Annotated in this window: 1 protein-coding gene; it reads right to left on the reverse strand. The window is 47.3% G+C overall.

The genetic code is table 11. The features are described 5' to 3' along the window. The coding region (locus tag PGX78_RS09055) for a magnesium chelatase domain-containing protein (RefSeq protein ID WP_270446633.1) at positions 1 to 649 on the reverse strand (649 nt) is incomplete at both ends.

Here is a 649-nt window from a genome sequence, read left to right on the forward strand (position 1 = left end):
CTCGTAACCTCTAAAGACTCGTTTACGGTCATAGGCGGTAAAATAGTAGGCATTCGTTTTGCCAACATAGATTTACCAGACCCCGGAGGCCCTGTCATAAGCAGGTTATGCCCTCCTGCAGCGGCAATTTCCATCACCCTTTTAGCCACTGCCTGTCCCTGTACTTCCGAAAAGTCATTATGGTATTCCTTATCTTCCTCCTGTAGCATTTTAGATGAAGAGGGAGAAAGGCAGTGTATCTTTCGTAAGTGATCAGATAGTACGGCGAAAGTCTCTGCCTCATAAACCGTTATACCTTCACATAAAAGAGCTTCGTCTCCATTCTCAGGGCTGACGTAAACAGTTCTCATGCCCCTTTCTTTAGCAGCAATGACCATGGATAAAACCCCGACAGTCGGCCTGATAAGACCGTCCAGCGACAGTTCCCCGATAAATACGGAATCTTCACATGATTCCGGCGCAATTTGTCCGCTTGATACCAATAAAGCCACGGCAATGGGCAGGTCCAGTGCGGCTCCTTCTTTCTTCATATCCGCCGGTGCCAGATTGACGGTAATTCGACGTACGGGAAAGGCTAACCCGCTATTTTTGACGGCTGTTCTTACTCTTTCCTTTGCTTCTTTAACAGCTACAGTAGCCAAACCTACAA

Origin of the sequence: Megasphaera sp. AF13-6AC (genome assembly GCF_027685385.1) — a bacterium.
Classification (GTDB): Bacteria; Bacillota; Negativicutes; order Veillonellales; family Megasphaeraceae; genus Megasphaera; species Megasphaera micronuciformis.